Below are 19,817 nucleotides of genomic sequence, written 5' to 3'. Positions count from 1 at the left end.
GGCCTGTCGAGGCAATTTGTTACACTGCCGGCACAGCCTCAGCAAAAAGCGAGCCCCTATGCCAAGCGCGACCAACCTGGTCTGGGTAGATTTGGAAATGACCGGACTGGATCCTGACCGGGATGTGGTCATTGAAATTGCCACTATCGTCACCGACAGCGACCTCAATACCCTCGCCGAGGGGCCGGTAATCGCCATTCACGCGGCGGACAAGCGCCTGGCCGCCATGGATGAGTGGAATACCACCCAGCACAACCAGTCCGGCCTGGTGGAGCGGGTGCGCGCCAGCGACTATGACGCGTCCCGGGCGGCGGCGGAGACCCTGGCCTTTCTCGAGCAGTATGTGCCGGCGAACGCCTCGCCCATGTGCGGCAACACCATTTGCCAGGATCGCCGCTTCATGGCCCGCCACCTGCCCGAGCTGGAGGCCTTTTTTCACTACCGCAACCTGGACGTGAGCACCCTGAAAATACTGATGCAGCGCTGGCGCCCGGAACTGGAAGACGGCTTCAGCAAAAGCGGCACCCACCTCGCGCTCGACGATATTCGCGAGTCCATCGAGGAACTGCGCTACTACCGCGACCACTTCCTGAGAATGGATCCTACCCACACCGCCCCCTGATAAAAAACCTGGGGGTGGCGCGTGGCGTTCTCAATTATAGGCCTGACCCCTTGGGGTTAAGCCTGGCCAGCGCCCAGGCCACATGCTCCCGTACCAGCGCCGAGGGGTGCGCCTGCCGCTGGCGCAGGGCGGCGATTGCGGCCGCGGTTGCCGGGCCATTGCCCAGCCCCACCGCCAGGTTGCGCAGCCAGCGCTCGTAGCCGATGCGGCGAATGGGCGAGCCCGCGGTGCGCGCCAGGAAGGTGTCCTCATCCCACAGGAACAGCGCCACCAGCTCTGCGTCCGCCAGCCCGTGGCGGGGCTGGAAATCGTCTTCGCCGCTGGCGCCGGCAAACTTGGTCCAGGGGCAGACCAGCTGACAGTCATCGCAGCCAAATACCCGGTTGCCCATGAGCGGGCGCAGCTGGGGGTCGATGCTGCCGTGGTGCTCGATGGTCAGGTAGGAAATGCAGCGGCGGGCATCCAGCTGGAAGGGCGCGACGAAGGCATCCGTGGGGCAGGCCGTCAGGCAGGCGGTGCAGGTGCCGCAGTGCTTGCTCTCCTGGGCCGCGGTCTCCGGCAGGGGCAGGTCGGTGTAAATCTCGCCGAGGAAGAACCAGGAGCCGGCCTCGGGATTGATCAGCATGGTGTTCTTGGCGATCCAGCCCAGCCCGGCCTGTTCGGCGAGCGCCCGTTCCAGCACCGGGGCGCTGTCGACAAAGGCCCGGAAACGGCCGCCGCCAGCCTCGGCCTCGATGCGCGCCGCCAGCTGCGCCAGCCGTTTGCGGACCAGCTTGTGGTAGTCGCGGCCCAGGGCATAGCGGGAGATGTAGGCTTTTTCCGAGGAGGCCAGCACAGCGTTGGCACTGTCATCGGTGAGGTAGTCCATGCGCAGCGAAATCACCCGGCAGGTCTCGGGCACCAGCTCTGCCGGGCGCGAGCGTTTGCTGCCGTGGCGGGCCATGTAATCCATGCTGCCGTGGTAGCCGGCATCCAGCCACTTCTGCAGGTAGGCCTCATGGTCGCCGAGGTCCACGCTGCTCACGCCCACCTGCTGGAAGCCGAGTTCCGCCGCCCAGCGCCGGACGTCCTGCAGCAGCTCGCTGGCCTGTGGGACACTAATTTTGGGGTCACCGGAGTCGGACATCTGCGTATAATTCAAGCGGTCATTCCCGCGAAGGTGACAAGCGCCTTTGCGAAACCCGGCGACAATGACGGAGAGTTAAGTGGATAAAGCCAGTTTTGAGCCATTGTACACCGCCCAGCAAAGCCGCGCGCTGGATCGTTGTGCCATCGACGAGCACGGCATACCGGGCATTACCCTGATGTCGCGGGCGGCCAACGCCGCCTTTGACTGCCTGGTCAGCACCTGGGCTGACCCCGAATGCGTACAGGTGTTCTGCGGCACCGGCAACAACGGCGGCGACGGCTTCCTCATCGCCGACCTGGCCCACAAGCGCGGCATTCCCACCCGGGTGCTGCAGCTGGGGGACCCGGCAAAAATCGGCGGTGACGCCCTGCTCGCCCGCAACCAGGCCCTGGCCAACGGGGTGGAGATGCTGGCCTTCGAGGCCGCTGCCGTCATGCCCCGGGGGGTGCTGGTGGACGCCATGCTGGGCACTGGCCTGGGGGGTGAAGTGCGCGGCGCTTACGTCGAGGCGATCGCGGCCATCAATGGGGCGGGCGCCGCGGTGCTGGCGGTGGATATCCCCTCCGGCCTGTGTTCGGACAGCGGCCGGGTGCTGGGCCGGGCGGTGCGCGCCGACCTCACGGTGAGTTTTATCGGCCTCAAGCGCGGCCTGTTCACCCTCGACGCCATGGATCACACCGGCGAGCTGCAGTTTGCCGACCTGGGGGTGCCCCCGCCGGTGTACCAGCAGGTCCCCTGTGATAGCTACCGGCTGGAACTGGCGTCGCTGCTGGAGATGCAGCCGCCGCGGCCCGCCACCGCCCACAAGGGCCTGTACGGCACGGTACTGGTGATCGGCGGTGATTACGGCATGGCCGGGGCGGCGGCCCTGGCCGCCGAGGCCGCCCTGCGCTGCGGCGCCGGCCTGGTCAAGGTGGCGACCCGGCCCGAGCACGTTGCCGCACTGGTGGCGCGGGCGCCGGAAGTCATGGCCCGGGGGGTGGAATCCGGCGCCGACCTGGAACCGCTGCTGGCAACGGCCGATGTCCTGGTGGTGGGGCCGGGGCTGGGCCAGTCGGCCTGGGCGCAGTACCTGTTCCAGGCGGCGATGGACAGTGCCAGGCCCCTGGTGCTGGACGCAGACGGACTGAACCTGCTGGCCGCGGGCAACCTGGGAGTGCGCCCCGGCACGGTCATCACCCCGCATCCCGGTGAGGCGGCGCGCCTGCTGTCGTGCAGCACCGCTGCCATCCAGGCGGACCGCTTTGCCGCCTGTCGCGCCCTGCAGGACGCGACCGGCGCCGTGGCCGTGCTCAAGGGCAACGGCACACTGATAGCAGATGCAGGGCAGCTGTTGCTCAGCGACTACGGCAATCCCGGCATGGCCAGTGGCGGCATGGGCGACGTGCTCAGCGGGGTCATCGGCTCCCTGCTGGCCCAGGGACTCGAGCCGCTGGCGGCGGCGGCCCTCGGCGTCTGCCTGCATGGCGCCGCCGCCGATATGGCCGCCGAGGAGGGGATGTGCGGCCTGCTGGCCTCGGACCTGATGCCCTGGCTGCGGGAGCTGTTGGGGTGAGCGACCGCCAGATTGTACTGGAAGCCATCGATGAAGCGGCCATGGTGGCCTGCGGCAAGCGGCTGGCGGCGGCCCTTGAGCCCGGCACCGTGGTCTATCTCGAGGGCGATCTCGGCATGGGCAAGACCACCCTCAGCCGCGGCATTGTCCAGGCCCTGGGCCACAGCGGCGCGGTTAAGAGCCCCACCTATACCCTGGTGGAACCCTACGAGCTGGGGGAACTACACCTGTACCACTTTGATCTCTACCGGCTGGGCGATCCGGAGGAGCTGGAATTCATGGGAATTCGTGATTATTTCACAGGTGACTCGCTTTGCCTGGTGGAGTGGCCCGCCAGGGGGCTGGGGATTTTGCCCCCGGCGGATTTAGTGATTACCATAGAGCGCAAGGGTTCGGGACGCCGGCTGCAGCTGGACGCCAGTACCGCAAGGGGACAAGCGGCAGTGCAGCGTTTACAGGCAGCCGCCTGAGGGTAGCGGCAACAACAAACGCATAACGCGCGGGAGTGACATGGGCAGGGCGTGGATCGGGGCGATCCTGGGTGTGCTGGCGGCGGCCACCGCGATGGCGGCCACCACAATGGCGGCCACCGCGATGGCGGCGGATGTGCACGACGTGCGCCTGTGGCGCGCGCCGGATCACACGCGGGTGGTGTTCGACCTCACCGGACCCTCGCAACACAATCTTTTTGTGCTGGAAAACCCGACCCGCATCGTGCTGGATGTCGACGACACCCGGCTCAGGACCAGCCTGGCCAGCCTCGAGCTGGACAATACCCCGATTCGCCAGCTGCGCTCCGCCGTGCGCGAGGGCGATGACCTGCGCATCGTCATGGACATGAACGCCAGCGTCGACCCGCGCAGCTTCTCCCTCAAGGCCAATGAGAAGGCCGGCGACCGGCTGGTGGTTGACCTGTACGACAAGACCACGGCCAGCACCCAGCCGGCGGTGAAGAAAACAGCCCAGCAGGGCAGCAAGCGCGACATCATCATCGCCATCGATGCCGGCCACGGCGGTGAGGACCCGGGCGCCCTGGGCCCGGGCAAGCGCCGGGAAAAGGATGTGGTGCTGGCCATCGCCCGGGAACTGCACCGCCTGTTTGACGCCGACCCGGGGTTTGCCCCCACCCTGATCCGCACCGGCGACTACTACATCAGCCTCAAGGGGCGCCGGGACCTGGCCCGCAAGCGCCAGGCGGACCTGTTCGTGTCCATTCACGCCGACGCCTTCCAGCGCAGGGAGGCCAACGGCGCCTCAGTCTACGCCCTGTCCACCAGCGGGGCCACCAGTACCGCCGCCCGCTACCTGGCCCAGCGCGAGAACGCGGCGGACCTGGTCGGCGGGGTGCGCCTGTCCGACAAGGACGACGTGCTGGCCGGGGTGCTGGCGGACCTGTCCATGACCTCCACCCTGGACGCCAGCCTGCAGGTGGGGGCCCAGGTGCTGCGCAACGTCGATGGCGTGGCCCGGCTGCACAAGAAAAACGTGGAGCAGGCGGGGTTCGCGGTGCTGAAGTCCCCCGATATTCCCTCTATCCTGGTGGAAACCGGGTTTATCTCCAATCCCGCCGAGGCCCAGCGCCTGGCCACCAGCAGCTACCAGAAGAAAATGGCCCGCGCCATTCACGCCGGCATCAGGAACCACATGCTGGCGCACCCGCCCTCGGGTACCCTCATCGCCTGGAACAAGGCCCGGGGCGGCACCGAGTACACCATTGCCAGTGGTGATACCCTGTCGGCGATTGCCCAGCGCTTCAACGTCTCGCTGGCCACGCTGAAAAGCACCAACGGCATCAGCGGGTCGAAGATCATGGTGGGACAGAAGCTGACCATTCCCGCGACTTGAGCGTTTCATCTATGTCCAGAATACATCGCCTCTCCACTCGCCTGGCCAACCAGATTGCCGCCGGCGAGGTGGTCGAGCGCCCCGCATCGGTCGCCAAGGAGGTGCTGGAGAACAGCCTGGATGCCGGTGCCACCCGGGTGGATATCGAGGTCGAAGCCGGCGGCGTCAAGCTGATCCGCATCCGCGATAACGGCTCGGGCATCGCCCCGGAGGACCTGCCGCTGGCGATGGCCCGCCACGCCACCAGCAAGATCAGCTCGCTGCAAGACCTGGAGGCGGTGGGCAGTCTCGGCTTTCGCGGTGAGGCCCTGGCCAGTATCGGCTCGGTCTCCCGGCTGACCCTGACCAGCAACGCCGCTGAAGCCGGCAGCGAGGGCAGTTCCGCCGCCTGCGAGGGACGGGAGATGGAGGTGGTGATCAAGCCCGCTCCCCACCCCCGGGGCACCACGGTGGAAGTGCGCGACCTGTTTTTCAACACCCCGGCCCGGCGCAAGTTCCTGCGCACCGAGAAAACCGAGTTCAACAACCTGGAGGAGGTGGTCAAGCGGCTGGCCCTGTCGCGTTTTGACGTCGCCTTCAGCCTGCGCCACAACGGTCGCGGCATCCACCAGCTCAAGGCCGGCACCGGCCAGGTGGAGCAGCAGCGGCGGGTGGCCACGGTCTGTGGCCCGGCGTTCATGGAGCAGGCCATATATGTAGAGAATGAAGGCGGCGGCCTGCCCGCGGGTCGGCTCAGGCTGTGGGGCTGGGTGGGCCTGCCCACGTTTTCCCGCAGCCAGGCCGACCTGCAGTACTTCTTCGTCAATGGCCGGGTCATACGCGACAAGCTGATTGCCCACGCCATCAAGCAGGCCTACCGGGACGTGCTTTACCACGGCCGCCATCCGGCCTTTGTCCTGTACCTGGAGGTCGACCCGGCCCAGGTGGATGTGAACGTCCACCCCACCAAGCACGAGGTGCGTTTTCGCGATGGGCGCAGCGTGCACAATTTCATTTTTTCCAGCCTGCATCGCGCCCTGGCCGATGTGCGTCCCGGTGACCAGCTGCCGGCCAACACCGTGCGCACCGGTGACGGCATGGCCGTTAATACCGAAACCGGTGAGATCAGTGCCCAGGCCGGCCTCGCCTGGGGAGCCGGGCAGGGCAGTGCGGTGGCCGAGGCGCCGGCGCCCAGCCAGGGGCAGCTGGGGGGCGGCTTCAGTCCCGGTTTCAATCGCAGCCCGGCCGCTGGCTCCCAGGGGGCGGCGCAGATGGCGGCCTACCGCCAGTTGCATCCGGCCCTGCCGGAGCAGGGCGCGGCGGAGGATGTGCCGCCGCTGGGTTACGCCCTGGCCCAGCTCAAGGGTATTTATATCCTGGCGGAGAACAGTGCCGGGCTGGTGCTGGTGGACATGCACGCCGCCCACGAGCGCATCACCTACGAGCGACTGAAAACCGCCCGCGCTGCCGAGGGCATTCGCAGCCAGCCGCTGCTGGTGCCGCAGCCGGTGGCGGTGAGCCAGCGCGAGGTGCAGGTGGCCAGCGACAACAGCGCGCTGTTCCAGGCCATCGGCATGGCGGTGGACCCGGGCGGCGAGGAGGCGCTGGTGATTCGCGAGATTCCCGTGGCCCTGCGCGATTCCAACGTCGAGCAGCTGTTGCGCGATGTGCTGGCCGACCTGATCGAGTTCGGCAGCTCCGAACGCATCGCGGCGCACATGGACGAGATCCTGTCGACCATGGCCTGCCACGGTTCGGTGCGCGCCAACCGCCGGCTGACGGTGCCGGAAATGAATGCCCTGCTGCGGGATATGGAGGCCACCGAGCGCGCCGGCCAGTGTAATCACGGCCGCCCCACCTGGACCCAGCTGGGCCTGGACGAACTGGACAAGCTGTTCCTGCGGGGGCGTTGACCCCGGGGATCATGCCGTGTCTGTTACCAAGCCGCCACTGATCTGCCTGATGGGCCCCACCGCCTCGGGCAAGACCGACCTGGCTATCGAGCTCGCCGGCCAGCTCAATGGCGAGCTGATCAGCGTCGATTCGGCCCTGGTCTACCGCGGCCTGGATATTGGCAGCGCCAAGCCCGACTACCCCCATCACCTGGTGGACATTCGCGACCCGGCCGAGCCCTATTCAGCGGCGGACTTTGCCGCCGACGCCAATCGCCTGGCGGATGACATTACCGCCCGCGGCCGGGTGCCGCTGCTGGTGGGGGGCACCATGCTCTACTTCAAGGCCTTCCTGCAGCCCATGGCCGAGATGCCCGCCGCCGACCCGGCGCTGCGGGCCGCCATCGAGGCGGAGGCGGCGCAGCGGGGCTGGCCGTATATCCATGAGCAACTGGCGGCGGTTGACCCCGCCTCGGCGGCCAGGATCCACCCCCACCATTCCCAGCGCCTGGCGCGGGCGCTGGAGGTCTACCGCAGCAGCGGCCGTACCCTGACTGCGTGGCATGAGCAGGCGGCCAGCGGATCAGGCCCGCATGAGCGTTATGACATCGCCCAGCTGGCCATCTGCCCCGCCGAGCGCAGCGTGCTGCACCAGCGCATCGCCCTGCGCTTCGAGCAGATGATGCAGCAGGGCTTCCTCGAGGAAGTGCGGGCCCTGTACCAGCACGGTGACCTGGGCGCGGACCTGCCGGCGCTGCGGGCGGTGGGCTATCGCCAGCTGTGGCAGTACCTGGAGGGCAAGTGCTCGCTGGCGCAGGCGCTGGAGCGGGGGGTGGCGGCGACCCGCCAGCTGGCCAAACGGCAGCTGACCTGGCTGCGTAAATGGCCGGATCTTGGGTGGATATACACCGATCAGGCGGGGAACGTTAAGGAATTTATGCTGTCCTACGAGGGCGATGAGGGGGCTTCATCAGCGTCACTCCCGGGCCGGCGGGAATCCGGTGACCTGGGTAGTCGGCTGATTGGCCAAAAGCCGCTTCATGCCGCCTTGAACTATTTGGGTCATGCCCCCATATAGATCGCACTGGATGCACTATACTGCGTGCAGTGGTAACGAGGGCCCGCAGCCCACACCACCTCGCCCCCAGGGGAGCGCTTGCTGGTTGGTGTCGGGAAGAAGGCCAGTTTTTAATTTTTTTCGGCTCGAGTTGAGCCTGTCAGGAGAAATAGCCATGTCAAAGGGGCACACGCTACAAGACCCTTACCTCAATATTCTGCGTAAGGAACGCGTTCCAGTATCCATTTACCTGGTCAACGGCATCAAGCTGCAGGGCCAGATCGAGTCCTTCGACCAGTTCGTCGTGCTGTTGAAGAACACCGTCAGCCAGATGGTGTACAAGCACGCCATTTCCACCGTCGTACCCAGCCGGGTTGTGCGGCTGCCGATGCAGCATCCCCCGGAAGAGGGCGGTGACAGCTAGGCGAGTGAGCGGCGGCTGCGGCCGCCCCGGAGCCCCCACCAGAGGTAGTCTTGTTTTTTGAGCGACCTGATTCCGGGGAGCGGGCGGTGCTCGTTCACCTGAATCTCGACAGCGAAGCGGAGCGGGAGGATCCCCGTGAATTTGAGGAACTCGTGCTTTCCGCAGGAGGGGACCCGGCTGCCTACGTGATGGGCCAGCGTTCCGCCCCGCACCCGCGGACCTTTGTCGGCTCGGGCAAACTCGAGGAAATTCGCGACGAGGTCCGGCTGCACGAGGCGGAAGTGGTGATGTTCAACCACGTCCTCAGCCCCAGCCAGGAGCGCAACCTGGAAAAAGAGCTGCAGTGCCGGGTGCTGGACCGCACCGGCCTGATTCTGGATATTTTTGCCCAGCGGGCGCGCACCCACGAGGGCAAGCTGCAGGTCGAACTGGCCCAGCTGCAGCACGTGAGCACCCGCCTGGTGCGCGGCTGGACCCACCTGGAGCGGCAGAAAGGCGGTATCGGCCTGCGCGGCCCGGGTGAAACCCAGCTTGAAACCGACCGCCGCCTGCTGCGGGCGCGGATCAAGTCCATCACCGCCCGGCTGGAGAAGGTCCGCAAACAGCGCGACCAGGGGCGCCGCTCCCGGCGCCGCCAGGAAATCCCCACCGTATCGCTGGTCGGCTATACCAACGCCGGCAAGTCGACCCTGTTCAATTACCTCACCGAGTCCGGTGTCTACGCCGCCGACCAGCTGTTCGCTACCCTGGACCCGACCCTGCGCCGGCTTGAGCTGGAGAATGTGGGCCCGGTGGTGCTCGCCGACACGGTGGGCTTCATCGCCCACCTGCCGCACAAGCTGGTGGAGGCCTTCAAGGCCACCCTGGAAGAGACCCTGAATGCGGACCTGCTGCTGCACGTGATCGACGCCGCCAGCGAGGAGCGCGAGGACAACATCTACCAGGTGCAGGAAGTATTGCAGGAAATCGGCGCCGAGCAGATTCCGCGGCTGGAAATTTACAACAAGCTGGATCTGCTGGAGCAGGCGCCGCGTATAGATCGTAACGCCGAGGGCCAGCCCGAGCGGGTCTGGCTCAGCGCCACCACCGGCGCGGGCGTTGAGCTGCTGTTACAGGCGGTGAGCGAGCTGGTGGGGCAGGATATGGTCAGCGAGGAGCTGGAGCTGGGCCCCGAGCAGGGCGGCTTGCGCGCCGCCCTCTACCGCCTGGGGGCGGTGGAATCAGAGAGCTATGGCGACGACGGCACCGCCCACCTGCAGGTGAAGCTGCCGCGGGCCGACTGGAACCGCCTGCTGAAAAAGGGACCGGAGCCGCTGTGGTGACCCCGATTGCAGTGCTGCCCGGATGACCGGGGCGGCAAAAAATTTGTTAGACTCTTTCGACTTTGGACACAGGAGTTAATTATGGCCTGGAATGAACCGGGTGGCGGTAACAACAAGGGGCCCAACGACCCCTGGGGCGGTGGCGACCAGGGGCCGCCGGACCTCGACGAGGCCCTGAAAAAACTGCAGGAGAAGCTTGGCGGCATTTTTGGCGGCAAGTCCGGCTCCGGCGGTGGCGGCAGCGGCGGACCCGCGTTCTCCGCGCCCCTGCTGGGGGTGCTGGCGCTGGTCGCGCTGGTGGTATGGGGCCTGATGGGCTTCTACCAGATCGACGAGCAGGAGCGGGCGGTGGTGCTGCGCTTCGGCAAGTACCATGAAACCGTGCGCCCCGGCCTGCAGTGGAACCCGCCGCTGATCGACGAGGTGATCAAGGTCAACACCACCAAGGTGCGGGCGGTCAGCTTCCGCGAGATCATGCTCACCCAGGACGAGAACATCGTCGAGGTGAACATGTCGGTGCAGTACGTGATCGACGATCCGGACAAGTTCGTGCTCAAGGTGCGGGATCCGGAGGTCTCTCTGCAGCACGCCGCGCAGAGCGCCCTGCGCCACGTGGTGGGCGACACCGGCATGGACCTGGTGTTGACCGAAGGGCGGGCGAAAATTGCTGCAGACGTACAGAGCCGCTTGCAGGACTACCTGAATCTGTACGAGACCGGCATCCGGGTGAGTAAGGTCAACGTCGACGACTCCAAGCCTCCCGCTCAGGTGCAGGCGGCCTTCGATGACGTGATCAAGGCCCGCGAGGACGAGGAACGGGTGAAGAACGAGGCCCAGGCCTACGCCAACGGTATCGTGCCCGAGGCCCGCGGTGCGGCTCAGCGCCAGATCGAGGAGGCCAACGCCTACAAGGAGCAGGTGATCGCCAACGCCCAGGGTGAGGCGGACCGCTTCAGCAAACTGCTGGCGGAGTACCGCAAGGCGCCGGAAGTGACCCGCGAGCGCCTGTACCTGGATGCCATCCAGGGCGTGTACGGCAACACCAGCAAGGTCATGGTCGACGTGGAAGGAGGCAACAACATGATGTACCTGCCCCTGGACAAGCTGGCCGAGCAGAGCCAGAGCCGCGCCATGCGCTCGCCCACTCTCGACAGCAACACGCTGCGGGAGATCACCAACATGGTAACCGAACAGCTGCGCCGTGACGCCGCCTCTTCCGGTTCCACTACTCGCCGGGGAGGTCGTTAATCATGTCCAGCCGTAGTATGACAATCCTCATCCTGGTGGCGGTAGGTGTCTTTATCGCCAGCAATTCCCTGTACGTGATCAAGGAAACCGAGCGCGGCGTGCTGTTGCGCTTTGGTGAGGTGGTGAACCCGGACATCGAGCCCGGCCTGCACTGGAAGATTCCCTTCGTCAACAACGTGCGCAAGTTCGAGGGCCGCGTGCTGACGGTGGACTCCCAGCCCGAGCGTTTCTTCACCCTGGAACAGAAGGCGCTGATTGTGGATTCCTACGCCAAGTTCCAGGTGTCGGACACCGCCAAGTTCTACACCGCCACCAACGGCGAGGAGGCCCGCGCGGCGGGACTGCTGTCCCAGCGCATCAACGACGGCCTGCGTAACCAGGTGGCCGCGCGCAGCGTGCAGGAAGTGGTATCCGGCGAGCGTGACCAGCTGATGGAGGACATCACCCGCGAACTCAACGAGGTGGCCCTGGCGGAGCTGGGGGTGCGCGTGGTGGACGTGCGGGTGAAGAAAATCGACCTGCCGCCGGACGTGTCCGAGTCGGTGTACCGGCGGATGAATGCCGAGCGGGAGAAGGAAGCGCGTGAGCTGCGCTCCCAGGGCCAGGAGCTGGCAGAGGGTATCCGCGCCGCGGCGGACCGGGAAGTCACCGTGATTATCGCCAACGCCTACAAGGAATCGGAGCAGATCCGCGGTGAGGGCGACGCCCTGGCCACCAGCATTTATGCCAACGCGTTCAACCAGGACCCGGAGTTCTACTCCTTCACCCGCAGCCTCAAGGCCTACCAGGAATCGTTCCAGGGCCAGGGTGATGTGCTGCTGCTGAAACCGGACAGCGAGTTCTTCCGCTACCTGAAGGATCCGAAAGGGGGCAGCTGAGGCCGCAGCAAAAAAACACCGATACTCCACAGCACTAATGTGGTAGCATCCCGCAACCGTGGGATTCGCCGTTTGAGCACAAACGCCGGGCCCGCGGTTTTTTGTGTCTGGCGCATTCTGGGGAGAAAGTTTGGACTTCTGGCAAGTGCTCCCGGTGGCCCTGGCACTGGTGTTTATCATTGAAGGCGCCATGCCGTTCATCAGCCCAGACCGCTGGCGCACGATGCTCGCCCTGGTGGCGGAGATGGACGACCGCGTGATTCGCAGGATTGGCCTTGGCAGCATGCTGTTCGGGGTCGGGCTGCTTTACCTGGTGAACTGAAGGTATGCAATGACATCGGTTGATCGCTGGCAATTGCCCGACGGGATAGAAGAGGTTCTGCCCGCCCAGGCCGCTACCGTGGAACAGCTGCGCCGCCGCCTGCTGGACATGTTCCGCGGCTGGGGCTATGAACTGGTCATACCGCCGCTGGTGGAATTTACCGATTCCCTGCTCAGTGGCCTCGGCCAGGACCTGGACCTGCTCACCTTCAAGCTCACCGACCAGCTGTCCGGACGCAGCATGGGCGTGCGCGCCGACATCACCCCGCAGGTGGCGCGCATCGACGCCCACAGCCTGGCCCCGGAGGGGGTTTCCCGGCTGTGCTACGCCGGCTCCACCCTGCACACCCGCCCCAAGACCCTGATGGCCTCCCGCTCGCCGATCCAGCTGGGCGCCGAACTCTATGGCGACGACAGCCTGGCCGCCGACGTGGAGGTTATCCGTCTGATGCTGGCCACCCTCGATGCGGCCAGTCTGCCGCAGCGCTATACCCTGGACCTGGGCCATGTCGGCATCTACGAGGCGGTGCTCGCCAGCGCCGGCCTGGATGATGAGCAGGAGGCAGTGATCTTCGACTGCCTGCAGCGCAAGTCCGTGCCCGACCTGATCCTGGCCCTGGACGGGGTGCCGGAAGACATCGCCACCCTGATTATCGGCCTGGTAGACCTGCACGGCGACGACGAGGTGCTGGCCGCCGCCCGCGAGCTGTTCGCCGACCGCGCGCCCGAGGCCCTGGCCGCGGTGGACGCACTGCAGGACGTGGCCACCGACATCCGCCGCCAGCGCCCCGACCTGGCGATCTATTTCGACCTCGCCGAGCTGCGCGGCTACCACTACCACACCGGCATCGTGTTTGCCGCCTATGTGCCCGGCCACGGCCAGGCCCTGGCCAACGGCGGCCGCTACAATGGCGTCGGCGAAGTCTTCGGCCGCTCCCGGCCGGCCACCGGTTTCGCCACCGACCTCAAGGCACTGATGGGCCTGTTGTCGGCGGATTCTGCCGAACAGGGAGCGATCAGCCTGCCGGATATTGATGATCCGGCCCTGCTGGAGAAGGCTGAAGAGCTGCGCCGGGCGGGTGAAATCGTGATCAATAGCCTCGGTGGTGAGCGAGACGCTCGCTGTGACCGGGAGTTGGTTGAGGAAGATGGAAGCTGGGTAGTTAGTCCCTTGCCGGGGGATTAACAAATATCGTCATTCCCGCGAAGGCGGGAATCCAGGGATGTTTCGGTCAATGTCGACAGAATCATATGCCTGGATTCCCGCCTACTCAGGGATGACAAGAGTTATGGACCCGCGTAGACGCGGCATTTAAGCAATCAGAGCAGCAAACATGAGCAAAAACGTAGTGGTACTCGGCACCCAGTGGGGTGACGAGGGCAAAGGCAAGATCGTCGACCTTCTCACCGACCAGGCCAGCGCCGTGGTGCGCTTCCAGGGCGGGCACAATGCCGGCCACACCCTGGTCATCGACGGCGAGAAAACCGTGCTCCACCTGATTCCCTCGGGCATCCTGCGGGCGCATGTGCAGTGCCTGATCGGTAACGGCGTGGTGCTGGCGCCGGACGCCCTGCTCAAGGAAATGGCCGAGCTGGAAGAGAAAGGCGTGCCGGTGCGCGAGCGACTGAAAATCTCCCCGTCCTGCCCCCTGATCCTGCCCTACCACGTAGCCCTGGACCTGGCCCGGGAGGCCAAGCGCGGCGCGGACAAGATCGGCACCACCGGCCGCGGCATCGGCCCGGCCTACGAGGACAAGGTCGCCCGGCGCGGCCTGCGCCTGGGCGACCTGCAGGACAGGGAGCGCTTCGCCCGCAAGCTGGCGGAGGTGATGGAGTACCACAATTTCGCCCTGGAGCATTACTACCACACCGAGCCGGTGAGCTACGACAAGGTGCTGGAGGACACCCTGGCCATGGGCGAGCAACTCAAGCCGATGATCGCCGACGTTACCGCCATCCTCCACGAGTTCCGCAAGACCAACGCCAGGATCATGTTCGAGGGGGCCCAGGGCTCGCTGCTGGACATCGACCACGGCACCTACCCCTTTGTCACCAGCTCCAACACCACCGCCGGCGGCACCGCCACCGGCTCCGGCTTTGGCCCGCTGTACCTGGACTACGTGCTGGGTATTACCAAGGCCTACACCACCCGCGTCGGCTCCGGACCCTTCCCCACCGAACTGTTCGACGAAACCGGCGCCCACCTGGCCAGCAAGGGCCACGAGTTCGGCGCCACCACCGGCCGGCCCCGCCGCTGCGGCTGGTTCGACGCGGTGGCGCTGCGCAACGCGGTCAATATCAACTCGGTCAGCGGCCTGTGCCTGACCAAGCTGGACGTGCTCGACGGCCTGGAATCCATCCGCATCTGCGTCGGTTACGCCTGTGCAAACGGCAAGCCGGTACCCAACCCGGTGGATTCAGACGACTACGAGGGCCTGCACCCGGTGTACGAGGAAGTGCCCGGCTGGAGTGAATCCACCCTCGGCGCCCAGCAGCTGGAGGACCTGCCCCAGGCGGCGCGGGATTACATCAGCAAGATCGAGGAAGTGGTGGGCGCGCCCATCGATATCATCTCCACCGGCCCCGACCGGGTGGAGACCATCGTCCTGCGGCACCCCTTCGAGGCCTGAGACCGCCGCGGCGGGGTCAGAGTGCCGGGCATCGGCGGACCTGGCGCCGGCCTGGCGAGGATTTTTTGCGATCACTTCGGTAGCAATAGCCGGCGTCGCTCCGCTGCGCAGGCTTGAAATGACCGCAGCGTATGCCTTGGGCAGATGGCTCGCTAAAAAAATAGAGTCTGCCAGAGCCCGGCTGTTGTGGTGTAGTTCCGGACACTGCTAACTTCACTCCGCTCGAGCACCCGGTGGCCGTGGTTCCACGCTGCAAGTTACAATCGGCCCAGCTTCATATTTCAGGGGTTTACCATGGCCACCACGATTCTGGTTACCGGCGGCGCCGGTTACATCGGCACCCATGCCTGTGTCGCACTGCTGGAGGCCGGCTACGCCGTGGTGGTGCTGGACAACCTGTGCAATGCCAGCCGCGAGGCGGTGTCACGGGTGGCGGACATCAGCGGCCAGCCGGTGCCGCTGGTGGCGGCGGATATCCGCGACCGCGAGGCCATGAACGCGGTGTTTCGTGACTACGCGATCGATGCGGTCATGCACTTTGCCGGGCTGAAGGCGGTGGGTGAGTCGGTGGAAAAACCGCTCGAGTACTACGACAACAACGTCAACGGCACCCTGGTGCTGCTGGCGGCGATGGCGCGGGCGGGGGTTCACCGCTTGATCTTCTCCTCCTCCGCCACCGTGTACGGTGACCCGGCGTCGGTACCCATCCGCGAGGACTTTCCCACCGCGGCGACCAATCCCTACGGTCGCTCCAAGTTGATGGTGGAGGAAATTCTCGCTGACTGGGCTGTGGCGCATCCCGGGTGGAGCATCGGTCGCCTGCGCTACTTCAACCCGGTGGGGGCGCACAGCAGCGGCCGTATCGGCGAGGATCCCCAGGGCTGGCCCAATAACCTGATGCCCTTCGTCGCCCAGGTGGCAGTGGGTCGCCGGGAGCGGCTCTCGGTGTTTGGCGATGATTACCCGACGCCGGACGGCACCGGGGTGCGTGACTATATTCACGTGGTGGACCTGGCCGAGGGCCACGTCGCGGCACTGGAGTATGTGCAGGAGAACCCGGGCGTCATGACCGTTAACCTGGGCACCGGCAGGGGGGTATCGGTGCTGGATATGGTCAGGGCCTTCGAGCAGGTCAGTGGCCGCCCGGTGCCCTACCAGGTGGTGGCGCGCCGTGCCGGCGATATTGCCGAGTGCTGGGCGGATCCGGCGCTGGCGGCATCCCTGCTGGGCTGGAGGGCCCGCCGCAGCCTGGAGGACATGTGCGCCGACACCTGGCGCTGGCAGGAACAGAATCCAAAAGGTTACGGGGATTAGAGCTGCCCGATGGCGCCCCACAGGCCCAGAATCACCAGCGCCATATTGGCCAGGAAGCCGATGACCATGCCGGGCCCGCGGCTGGCCGGTTCGCGCATATAGGCCTGGCGGTACAGCAGCCGCCCCAGCATGAAGACCACGCCCAGGCCCGCCGCCCACAGCGGGCTGAAGAACCAGGCGCAAATCCACAGGGCGGGAATGGTCACCGCCAGCTGCTCCAGGGTATTCATCTGCACGCGGAAGGCGCGCTCAAAGCGCTCATCGCCGCTGGTGGCGGGGGCGACGACGGTGTCTCTGCCCCGGGCAAGTCCGCACATCACGGTGTAAGCCGTGTACTGGACGAGCAGCAGCAAGGTGACAATTGCGACATAGTGCATGGATTCACTTCCCCGTGGCTTGGTATGGTGCCGGTTCCCGGCGAGTATACAGGAAGCCTGCCATCTCCTTTCCCCTGACCAAGCTGCTGTCGCTGCTGGCCTACCCGCTGAGCCTGTCGCTGCTGCTGGTGCTGCTGGCGATTCTGCTGCTGCGCTGGCAAGGCCTGGCGCGGGCGTTGTTGTTGCTCGCCTTCGGCTGGCTCTATGCCTGCTCCACCGCCCTGTTTGCCGATGTCCTGATGGCCAGCCTGGAAGATGACTACCGCCCGAAGGCCATGTCGGTAATGCCCGCGGCGGACGCCATCGTGGTGCTGGGCGGGGCCACGCGCGGCGATACCCACTGGAGCAGCATGGCGGACCTCAATACCGCCGCCGACCGCATCACCCACGGCCTCGCCCTGTATAAAGCAGGCAAGGCACCGCTGCTGCTGGTCAGCGGCGGGTCCACCACCGGTTCCCGGCCGGAGGCGGAACAGCTCGGCGATTACCTGGCCCTGATGGGGCTGCCGGCCTCCGCCCTGCTGCTGGAACGGCAGAGTCTCGATACCCGGCAGAACGCCAGCTACTCCCGGGTGGTGCTCGAGGGCCGTGGGGTGCGCAGCGTGCTGCTGGTGACCTCGGCCTACCACATGCGCCGGGCGGTGCCCCTGTTTCAGCGCGCCGGCTTCGAGGTGATTCCCGCGCCCACGGATTACCAGCGCCTGGTGGGCCGGCCCGCGGTACCGCGCTGGCTGCCCACGGTCGACGATCTTGGCCGCAGTACCGCGGCGATCAAGGAGTACGTGGGGTTCATCTATTATCGGGCGCGCGGCTGGCTGTAATCCCCTCTTTTATGTGACCGGCTTCAAGCTTTGACCGCGCGGAGGGGGCATTCCCTGCGCAGCGACTTATAATCTTTGCTGATTTCAGGGGTTATAAGCATTGCATGTCCGCGTGGAAGCCAACAGGCCGCAGTTTGATCACCGCCCTCGCGGGGGTAGCGTTCGCCTGCCTGCTGGTTGCCGCGGTCCCGGCCCAGGCGCGGACCGCACTCAATGAACTGCCTCGTGTCAGCGCCGAGGCGCTTCGCGAGGGGGTATCCCTGCGCGGCCAGTGGCGATTCCGCCCGGGGGATAATCTCGATTGGGCCGCGCCGGGACTGGAGGACAGCAACTGGAGCAGTTTTGATCTGCCCCGGCACTGGCCGCGGGGTGGATACCCGGAGCACCGGCAGCTGGCCTGGTACCGGCTAACGCTGAAACTGGAACCGCCGCTTGCCGCCACCGGCGAAGCCCCCATCCTGGCCATGCGCCTGGGGCAGGTGATGAGCGCCTACGAGTTATATGCCGGCGGCGAACTCGTCGGCGGCGCTGGCAGCCTGCCGCCACTGGGCGAAGTGGACTATGACCGGCATCGGGTCCTCACCATTCCGCACTCTGCGCTTGCCGCCGACGGCACCCTGGTGCTGGCATTGCGGGTGTGGGGTGGCCCAACGGCGTCGGTGAATACCTGGGGGGCGGGCGCCGTGTCCGGGGTGTTCATGCTCGGCGATTACCGCGAACTGATGCTGCAGGGCATGGTCAGTGAGGTGCCGGGCCTGTTGTTCTGTGCCCTGATTTTCGCCTTCGGGATTTATCACCTCTACCTCTTCGCCCGCAACCGCAACCTGGACACCTACCTCTGGTTTGGACTGATGGCGATCAACATCGCTGTTTATGGCGTCATGCTCACCCAGTGGAAGTACCTGGCGCCATTGTCTTTCCTGGCAATGAAAAAAATCGAGTTCGGCGCAATTTATGTGCTCCCGGCCCTGGGGGTGCAATTGATCTGGTCGCTGCTGCAGCTTCCCGTCGGCCGCTGGCTGCGGGCCTACCAGTGCAGTTTCCTGCTGGCGGGCCTGCTGGTGGTACTGATTCCGGGGCATACGATTCACTTCCACACCCTGATCTGGTGGGAGCTGTGGACGCTGCCGGTTTTCGCCCTGACGCCCTGGGTGATTTTCCGCGAGTCGCGGGCCGGTAATTCGGAAGCCAAAACCATATTGTTGGGCACGATCATCTTCCTGGCCACCGGGGTCAATGACCTGCTGATCGACCTGGCGCACATCGAGACCAGCAGGCTGGCTCCGCTGGGCTTTCTGGCGATCCTCATCTCCATGGCGGTTTCCCTGGCCAATCGCTTCACCAGCATGTACACGGCGCTGGAGTCGGAGGTGGCGGAGCGCACCGCCGAACTCAGCGAGGCCAATCGCCAGCTGGCGGAGGCGGCCCGGGTGGATCATCTCACCGGGCTGCTCAATCGGCGCGGGTTTACCGAGGAGGCGGAGGCCGAGATCCGGCGTATGTTCCGTTCCGGCAAGGGGTTCGCCCTGGTGCTGGCGGATGTGGACCACTTCAAGCAGTTCAATGATCAGTACGGCCATGTCTGCGGCGACCGGGTGCTCAAGCGGATGGCGGTAATCCTCGAAGAGCGTACCCGCGATGTTGACCGCGTGGCCCGCTGGGGCGGCGAGGAGTTCATCATGCTGCTGCCGGAAACCGATGCCGAGGGGGCGGCGGTTCTCGCCGAGAAGCTGCGCGATGCGGTGGCCAGCAACCTGTTCGCCTTTGAGGAACTGCGCCTGAGCATCACCATGACCTTCGGGGTTGCCGCCTTCCGCAAGGGAGAGTCGCTGGACAGCTGTATTGCCAGGGCCGATACCGCCCTCTACCACGGCAAGGAAGGCGGCCGCAACAAGGTGATGATCGGCAACTACAAGGGCCTGAGCCTGGTGAATTGAGGGCGCCGTTGCTGCCCGTCAATTACAGTAGCGTTCCTTGTACTCGCTGTAGTTCAGCCCCGTCCAGCGCCGGAAGGCGCGGTAGAAGCTGTTCACTTCCAGGTAGCCGAGCTGGTCCGCCAGGCACTTGCCGGGCAGCCAGACGTCGCGCAGCTGCTGCTCGCAGCGGTACTGGCGCGCCCGGTCCAGCAGGAACTGGTAGTGGGTGTGGTCCGCGCGCAGGCGTCGCCGCAGCGTGGTGGGGCTGATGCCCATGCTGTGGGCCACGGATTCTGCCCGCAGCCTGGCCAGGTCGCCATTGAGCAGTATTTGCAGCACGCGGTCGGTGGTGCGGTAGCGCTGTTGCAGGCCCGGGTGTTGCGGGCGCGGGCGGCAGGGTGCGTTCCCCGTGCCCAGGGGTAGTGCGTGTTCCATAGCCATAACATCCTTGTTGTGGTTTACAGAAGCTGGATATTTGAGCCGCGAT

The 19,817-nt window shown here is 65.8% G+C and carries 19 protein-coding genes; 16 read left to right on the top strand and 3 right to left on the bottom strand.

Annotated elements, in window-relative coordinates; all coding sequences use genetic code 11:
• The first annotated feature begins 58 nt into the window (after nt 1-58).
• Entirely contained in the window at nt 59-622 is a 564-nt protein-coding gene (orn, locus tag DWB85_RS08470; RefSeq protein WP_117953779.1) for an oligoribonuclease, read from the top strand.
• Nucleotides 623-656: 34 nt separating this feature from the next.
• Here orn and queG read toward each other — a convergent pair whose 3' ends face one another.
• Complete coding sequence (gene queG / locus DWB85_RS08465; RefSeq protein ID WP_117953835.1) at nt 657-1,748, bottom strand: tRNA epoxyqueuosine(34) reductase QueG; 1,092 nt, start codon at nt 1,746-1,748, stop codon at nt 657-659.
• Between the two features lie 79 nt (nt 1,749-1,827).
• Between queG and DWB85_RS08460 the strand changes: the two genes are divergently transcribed.
• The 13 genes from DWB85_RS08460 (at nt 1,828) to galE (ending at nt 16,216) form a co-directional block, all read left to right on the top strand.
• On the top strand, nt 1,828-3,306 hold the full coding sequence (locus tag DWB85_RS08460; protein ID WP_117953778.1) for an NAD(P)H-hydrate dehydratase: 1,479 nt from the start codon (nt 1,828-1,830) through the stop codon (nt 3,304-3,306).
• Nucleotides 3,303-3,776 carry a tRNA (adenosine(37)-N6)-threonylcarbamoyltransferase complex ATPase subunit type 1 TsaE gene (gene tsaE, locus DWB85_RS08455; RefSeq protein ID WP_275400015.1) on the top strand — a complete coding sequence of 158 codons (474 nt, stop codon included), beginning with the start codon at nt 3,303-3,305 and terminating at the stop codon, nt 3,774-3,776. The genes DWB85_RS08460 and tsaE overlap by 4 nt, the downstream gene beginning before the upstream one ends.
• 40 nt (nt 3,777-3,816) lie before the next feature.
• Nucleotides 3,817-5,151, top strand: a complete 1,335-nt coding sequence (locus tag DWB85_RS08450; protein ID WP_117953777.1) for an N-acetylmuramoyl-L-alanine amidase — start codon at nt 3,817-3,819, stop codon at nt 5,149-5,151.
• A gap of 11 nt (nt 5,152-5,162) precedes the next feature.
• Nucleotides 5,163-7,043 carry a DNA mismatch repair endonuclease MutL gene (gene mutL / locus DWB85_RS08445; protein WP_117953776.1) on the top strand — a complete coding sequence of 627 codons (1,881 nt, stop codon included), beginning with the start codon at nt 5,163-5,165 and terminating at the stop codon, nt 7,041-7,043.
• Between the two features lie 49 nt (nt 7,044-7,092).
• Entirely contained in the window at nt 7,093-8,100 is a 1,008-nt protein-coding gene (gene miaA, locus DWB85_RS08440) for a tRNA (adenosine(37)-N6)-dimethylallyltransferase MiaA (RefSeq protein WP_239017268.1), read from the top strand.
• Nucleotides 8,101-8,254: 154 nt separating this feature from the next.
• A complete protein-coding gene (hfq, locus tag DWB85_RS08435) occupies nt 8,255-8,503 on the top strand; it encodes an RNA chaperone Hfq (RefSeq protein WP_066052834.1) in 249 nt (82 codons plus the stop codon).
• Nucleotides 8,504-8,553: 50 nt separating this feature from the next.
• Nucleotides 8,554-9,825 carry a ribosome rescue GTPase HflX gene (hflX, locus tag DWB85_RS08430; protein WP_117953774.1) on the top strand — a complete coding sequence of 424 codons (1,272 nt, stop codon included), beginning with the start codon at nt 8,554-8,556 and terminating at the stop codon, nt 9,823-9,825.
• An 81-nt stretch (nt 9,826-9,906) separates the two neighbouring features.
• Entirely contained in the window at nt 9,907-11,073 is a 1,167-nt protein-coding gene (gene hflK, locus DWB85_RS08425) for an FtsH protease activity modulator HflK (RefSeq protein ID WP_117953773.1), read from the top strand.
• Nucleotides 11,074-11,075: 2 nt separating this feature from the next.
• Entirely contained in the window at nt 11,076-11,951 is an 876-nt protein-coding gene (hflC, locus tag DWB85_RS08420) for a protease modulator HflC (RefSeq protein ID WP_117953772.1), read from the top strand.
• 130 nt (nt 11,952-12,081) lie between these two features.
• Nucleotides 12,082-12,273, top strand: coding sequence for a DUF2065 domain-containing protein (locus DWB85_RS08415; protein ID WP_117953771.1), 192 nt, complete (start codon nt 12,082-12,084; stop codon nt 12,271-12,273).
• Between the two features lie 9 nt (nt 12,274-12,282).
• The gene (locus DWB85_RS08410; RefSeq protein ID WP_117953770.1) at nt 12,283-13,458 is read left to right on the top strand and encodes an ATP phosphoribosyltransferase regulatory subunit; all 1,176 of its coding nucleotides are present in this window, start codon (nt 12,283-12,285) and stop codon (nt 13,456-13,458) included.
• Nucleotides 13,459-13,606: 148 nt separating this feature from the next.
• A complete protein-coding gene (locus DWB85_RS08405) occupies nt 13,607-14,902 on the top strand; it encodes an adenylosuccinate synthase (RefSeq protein WP_117953769.1) in 1,296 nt (431 codons plus the stop codon).
• Nucleotides 14,903-15,196: 294 nt separating this feature from the next.
• Nucleotides 15,197-16,216: a UDP-glucose 4-epimerase GalE gene (gene galE / locus DWB85_RS08400; RefSeq protein ID WP_117953768.1), complete on the top strand. Its 1,020-nt coding sequence runs from the start codon at nt 15,197-15,199 to the stop codon at nt 16,214-16,216.
• Here galE and DWB85_RS08395 read toward each other — a convergent pair.
• On the bottom strand, nt 16,213-16,593 hold the full coding sequence (locus tag DWB85_RS08395; RefSeq protein WP_117953767.1) for an MAPEG family protein: 381 nt from the start codon (nt 16,591-16,593) through the stop codon (nt 16,213-16,215). The genes galE and DWB85_RS08395 overlap by 4 nt on opposite strands.
• Nucleotides 16,594-16,607: 14 nt before the next feature.
• Between DWB85_RS08395 and DWB85_RS08390 the strand changes: the two genes are divergently transcribed.
• Entirely contained in the window at nt 16,608-17,414 is an 807-nt protein-coding gene (locus DWB85_RS08390) for a YdcF family protein (RefSeq protein WP_117953766.1), read from the top strand.
• Between the two features lie 134 nt (nt 17,415-17,548).
• Nucleotides 17,549-19,351: a sensor domain-containing diguanylate cyclase gene (locus tag DWB85_RS08385; RefSeq protein ID WP_162846062.1), complete on the top strand. Its 1,803-nt coding sequence runs from the start codon at nt 17,549-17,551 to the stop codon at nt 19,349-19,351.
• An 18-nt stretch (nt 19,352-19,369) separates the two neighbouring features.
• On the opposite strand, the gene DWB85_RS08380 is transcribed toward DWB85_RS08385, so the two are convergent.
• Nucleotides 19,370-19,765: a helix-turn-helix domain-containing protein gene (locus DWB85_RS08380; protein ID WP_117953764.1), complete on the bottom strand. Its 396-nt coding sequence runs from the start codon at nt 19,763-19,765 to the stop codon at nt 19,370-19,372.
• Nucleotides 19,766-19,817: the final 52 nt, after the last annotated feature.

The organism is Seongchinamella sediminis (genome assembly GCF_003457605.1).
Taxonomy (GTDB): domain Bacteria; phylum Pseudomonadota; class Gammaproteobacteria; order Pseudomonadales; family Halieaceae; genus Halioglobus; species Halioglobus sediminis.
Note: the sequence above shows the minus strand (reverse complement) of the source record. Positions and strands in the feature narration are given on the sequence as shown.